The organism is Actinophytocola sp. (assembly GCF_035634895.1).
Lineage (GTDB): Bacteria > Actinomycetota > Actinomycetes > Mycobacteriales > Pseudonocardiaceae > Actinophytocola.
Window position 1 is genome coordinate 1 of the sequence record NZ_DASQCC010000175.1, and the last position, 4,904, is coordinate 4,904.

Consider the following 4,904-nt stretch of genomic DNA (forward strand, 5'->3'; position numbering starts at 1 on the left):
GACTCCGGCGCCCGCCAACGGCCGTACGCCAGGTAACCCAGCATGCCGGCCGACAGTGCCACCGCCGCGTAGGCCTCCGCCGCGAACACCGGCGGCGCGAGGAGAAGCAGCCCCGCCACCGCCTCGACGGCGCCGACCGCGCGGTACGCGACCGCGACCCGCTCCGTGCCGGTCAACCTGGCCAGCACGGACCGCCGGGCATGCGCGGAAGCGTTGCGGTGCAACAGTTTGTAGCCACTCGCCCACAGCAGCACGCCGCCGACGACGGCCTGCTGCGCACTCGCCAACCACATGGCCGTCACGCCGCCGCGTAGACGGTGGCGACGTCGACCTCGTTGGTGTCCGGCCGCCAGGCGCCGATCACCTGGGCGTGCCGGCCCACCTCCAGGAGCGACAGGTCGCCGACCGCGGGGGTGTTGTTGTAGACCGCCGCCGTGGTGCCGCTGACGACGTGGCCGACGATCCGGTCGCCGTGGTGGTCCAGGTGCAGCACGTCACGGCCGATCGAGGTGATGTGCACCTGGAGGTTCACGATGTTGAGCCAGACCGCGTCGGCGGCGAGCGTGCCGTCGGGCATGCGGACGCCGCGCGCGTAGAGGCCGTCGCCGACCCTTGCCGCGTCCGCAGTGGTCGGGCGCAGCTTCCACACGCTGGTGGCCTTGGTGAGGTGGATCTGGTTGAGCGTCCGGTCCGAGCCGGTGACCATGAGCAGGCCGCCGGCGATGCCGGTGATCCGGCCCTCGACGAAGTTCGGGTCCGGTGCGCCGGCCTCGACGTCCAGCTTGACCGGGTCGGCCAGGGCCTCGGGGGCGAGTGAGCCGATCGTGGTCGCGGTGAGGACGGTCGCGCTGGTGCCGAGCACGGCACTGGACAGGAAACGCCTGCGTCCCAGGATGTCTGCCATGTTCAGCTCCGGATGTTGACGGGCATGACGCCGCTGGACAGGTTGCCGATCGCGCTGTACGCCGACGGGGTCAGGTCGAGCAGCCGGTTCTTCGCGCACTTGCCGCTGCAGCACGACTGCTCGCCGCACCACAGGTCCGTCTGCGGCCCGCAGTCCGCGATCTTCACGGCGATTTCCGTTGTGCCGCAGAGGCTCTTGACGTAGAAGGTGTGCCCGCAGGTTCGGCGTAAGACGTCGTTACCGCACTTGTCCGGTCTGGTGATGGAAAAGCACGCGTCGGACGTGTTGGGCCAGGCGCAGTGACGGCTGCCGGAACTGCAGTTGCCACACGCGCCGCCGCCCGCGGAGCCGCACGGGCCCCAGGACGCACCGCAACAGAACCACGACGTCTCGTTGGCCGTGGGTGCTCTCGGATCCAGTTCTGCCATGGGTCATTCCCTTCGGGGATGCCCCGGGCGAACCACGTGCGTTGTCGGGCATGGCGAGGAGAGGTGAGTCCGCAGGGGACGGACTCACCCCGTTCTCTCGTCCGGCCCTCATCGCGCGTGGGCCCCGGTGCAGGGGGTGGGACTTTCGCACGAACAGACAAGAGTTGGTTAGCCTCTGACGATTTCCGACCGTACTTGCGACTGTCCGTTTTCGCGCCGACCAAGCGGACCAGCCGAACGCGGCAACCGGCCCAATTCCGTCACAGTTGGCCAGTGGGAACACCGCGAGTCCCGCGTTCAAACAGGCGCGAGTCCCGCGTTCAGACACAGTGAGTTGCGGCTTCGTGCCGATCTTGGCTCGGGCCGTGTGCACGAAACCGCAACTCGGTGTGCGCGAACGCGAGACTCGCTATGGGTGAACGCGGGACTCGCGGGTTAGAGGGGGAGGACGTTTTCCAGGCCTACTGTCAGGCCGGTGCGGTCGCGGATCTCGCGGATGCCGAGCAGGACGCCGGGCATGAACGACTTGCGGTCCAGGGAGTCGTGGCGGATGGTGAGGGTCTCGCCCTCGCCGCCGAAGAGGATCTCCTGGTGGGCGACCAGGCCGGTCAGGCGGACCGAGTGCACGCGCACTTCGTCCACCAGGGCGCCGCGGGCGCCTTCCAGTGCCGACGTCGTCGCGTCGGGGGCCTTGCCCAGGCCGGCCGAGGTGCGGGCCTCCGCGATCAGCGACGCCGTGTGCGCGGCCGTGCCGGACGGGGCGTCGACCTTGCCGGCGTGGTGGAGCTCGATGATCTCCGCCGACGGGTAGTACCGGGCGGCCAGCTGGGCGAACTTCATCGACAGGACCGCGCCGAGCGCGAAGTTCGGTGCGACCAGCACGCCGAGTGACGGCTTCGCCGACAGCCACGACCGGACCGACTCCAGCTTCTCCGCGGTGAAGCCGGACGTGCCGACGACGACGCGGATGTCGTGCTCGACGCAGAACCGCAGGTTGTCCAGGACGGCGTCCGGGCGGGTGAAGTCCACGACCACCTCGACACCCGCGTCGACGAGGTCGTGCAGGGAGTCCCCGAGGTCGACCCTCGCCACGAGTTCCATGTCGCCGGCCGCCTCGACGGCGCGGCACACCTCGGCGCCCATGCGACCTTTGGCGCCCAGCACACCAACGCGAACCACCATGATCACCTCACGACTGAGCGGAGCTTGCGGAACATTCTCACCCAGCGGAGCTTGCGGCGCGAAACCCGGCACCGAGCCGACCCTGCAGAGCGAACACCATCACTGAGCGGAGCCTGCTGGGCGAAGCCGTCACCTAGCGGAGTCCTGTGGAGCGAAGCATCGTTACCCGGCTGTCGAGTGGGCGTCGAGCACTTCGACCGGCACGTCGTCCTGGTGAGCGTAGGGCCCTACCAGTGCGGTCGCGACGGGTCGGTCCAGTAGGACCGCCGCCAGGTCGGCCACCTCGTCGGCGGTCACGGCGTCGATGCGTTCGAGGGTCTGCTCGACGGTCAGGTACTCGGCGTAGGACAGCTCGCCCTTGCCGATCCGCGACATCCGGGAGCTGGTGTCCTCCAGGCCCAGCACCAGGTTGCCCCGTAGCTGGCCCTTCGCCCGCGTCACCTCTTCGTCGGAGAAGCCTTCCTTCGCGACCTCGGTCAGCACGGTGTGCACGACCCCGGCGACCGAGCCGAGACGGTCCGGCTGGCAGCCCGCGTACACCGACAGGTGGCCGGTGTCCGCGTAGGACGCCACCGACGAGTAAACCTGGTACGCCAGCCCGCGCCGCTCCCGGACCTCCTGGAACAGCCGGGAGCTCATCCCGCCGCCCAGGGCCGTGTTGAGCACGCCCAGGGTCCACCGGCGTGGGTCGTGGCGGTCCAGCGCCCGCATGCCGAGCATCAGGTGTGCCTGCTCGGTGTCGTCGGTGTGCAGCACGAACTTCTGCGGCTTCGCGACCCGTGCCCGCCCCGAACGTGGCGGCACCACGGCGTACTCGCCGGACAGCCGGTCACGCAGCAGCCGGCGCGCGTGCCGCAGCACTGTCGCGTGGTCGATGTTGCCGGCCGCGGCCAGCACCATCTTCGGCATCGCGTACCGGCGCTTGTAGAACCCGTTCAGCGCGGTGCGGCTCATGCCCGTGATCGACTCCTCGGTGCCGAGCACCGGGCGGCCGAGCGGGTGGTCGCCGAGCAGCGCCGAGCAGAACGTGTCGTGCAGCAGGTCCTCGGGGTCGTCGTCGCGCATGGCGATCTCCTCGAGGACCACGCTGCGCTCGATCTCCATGTCGCGCTCGGCGAGCAGCGCGTCGAACACGACGTCGCACACCAGGTCCATGGCCAGCGGCAGGTCGGTGTCGAGCACGTGCGCGTAGTAGCAGGTGTGCTCCTTCGCGGTGAACGCGTTGAGCTCACCGCCGACCGCGTCGATCTCCTCGGCGATCTGGATCGCACTGCGCTTCGCGGTGCCCTTGAACAGCAGGTGTTCGAGGTAGTGGGCGGCCCCCGCGACGGACTGCTGTTCGTCGCGGGAACCAACGCCTACCCAGATGCCGACCGAGGCCGACCGGACACCCGGCACGTGCTCGGTGATGACCCGAAGGCCGCCCGGCAGCACCGTGCGCTTGACCTCGCACCCGCTGTCGGTCCGTTCCAGAACCCGGGTGCCTGCGCTACTCGCCAACGCGCTTAGGCCTCCGCCGGTGCGTCGACCTTGGGCGCCTCGGCCTTGTCGCCCTCGGCGTCCTCCTTGACCAGCACCAGGCTGATCTTGCCGCGCTGGTCGATGTCGGCGATCTCCACGCGGAGCTTGTCGCCGACCTTGACCACGTCCTCGACCTTGCCGATGCGCTTGCCGTTGCCCAGCTTCGAGATGTGGACGAGGCCGTCCTTGCCCGGCAGCAGCGAGACGAACGCGCCGAACGCGGCCGTCTTCACCACGGTGCCGAGGAAACGCTCGCCCACCTTCGGCAGCTGCGGGTTCGCGATGGCGTTGATCTTGGAGATCGCGGCCTCCGCGGACGGGCCGTCCGCCGCACCGACGTAGATCGTGCCGTCGTCCTCGATGGAGATGTCGGCGCCGGTCTCCTCGGTGATCGAGTTGATCATCTTGCCCTTGGGGCCGATGACCTCGCCGATCTTGTCGACCGGGATCTTCACGCTGGTGACGCGCGGCGCGTACGGGCTCATCTCGTCCGGGGCGGCGATGGCCTCGGCCATGACCTCCAGGATCGTGTAGCGCGCGTCGCGGGCCTGGGACAGCGCACCGGCGAGCACGTCGGACGGGATGCCGTCGAGCTTCGTGTCCAGCTGGAGCGCGGTCACGAACTCCTTGGTGCCGGCGACCTTGAAGTCCATGTCGCCGAACGCGTCCTCGGCGCCGAGGATGTCGGTGATCGCCACGTAGCGGGTCTCCCCGTCCACCTCGTCGGACACCAGGCCCATGGCGATGCCGGACACCGGCGCCTTCAGCGGCACACCGGCGTTGAGCAGCGACATGGTCGAGGCGCACACCGAGCCCATGGACGTCGAGCCGTTGGAGCCCAGCGCCTCGGAGACCTGGCGGATCGCGTA

The 4,904-nt window shown here is 69.4% G+C and carries 6 protein-coding genes; all 6 read right to left on the minus strand.

The window, feature by feature from the left end:
- Positions 1-293, minus strand: a 293-nt coding sequence (locus tag VET29_RS26100; RefSeq protein ID WP_324925058.1) for a MauE/DoxX family redox-associated membrane protein, incomplete at its 3' end; no start/stop codon positions are given.
- A gap of 5 nt (positions 294-298) precedes the next feature.
- Positions 299-904: a cell wall protein gene (locus VET29_RS26105; RefSeq protein ID WP_324925059.1), complete on the minus strand. Its 606-nt coding sequence runs from the start codon at positions 902-904 to the stop codon at positions 299-301.
- 2 nt (positions 905-906) lie between these two features.
- Positions 907-1,071, minus strand: coding sequence for a hypothetical protein (locus VET29_RS26110; protein ID WP_324925061.1), 165 nt, complete (start codon positions 1,069-1,071; stop codon positions 907-909).
- Positions 1,072-1,767: 696 nt separating this feature from the next.
- Complete coding sequence (dapB, locus tag VET29_RS26115; RefSeq protein ID WP_324925063.1) at positions 1,768-2,514, minus strand: 4-hydroxy-tetrahydrodipicolinate reductase; 747 nt, start codon at positions 2,512-2,514, stop codon at positions 1,768-1,770.
- Between the two features lie 162 nt (positions 2,515-2,676).
- Positions 2,677-4,014: a pitrilysin family protein gene (locus VET29_RS26120; protein WP_324925065.1), complete on the minus strand. Its 1,338-nt coding sequence runs from the start codon at positions 4,012-4,014 to the stop codon at positions 2,677-2,679.
- Between the two features lie 5 nt (positions 4,015-4,019).
- A partial coding sequence (locus tag VET29_RS26125) for a S1 RNA-binding domain-containing protein (RefSeq protein WP_324925067.1) occupies positions 4,020-4,904 on the minus strand: 885 nt, incomplete at its 5' end.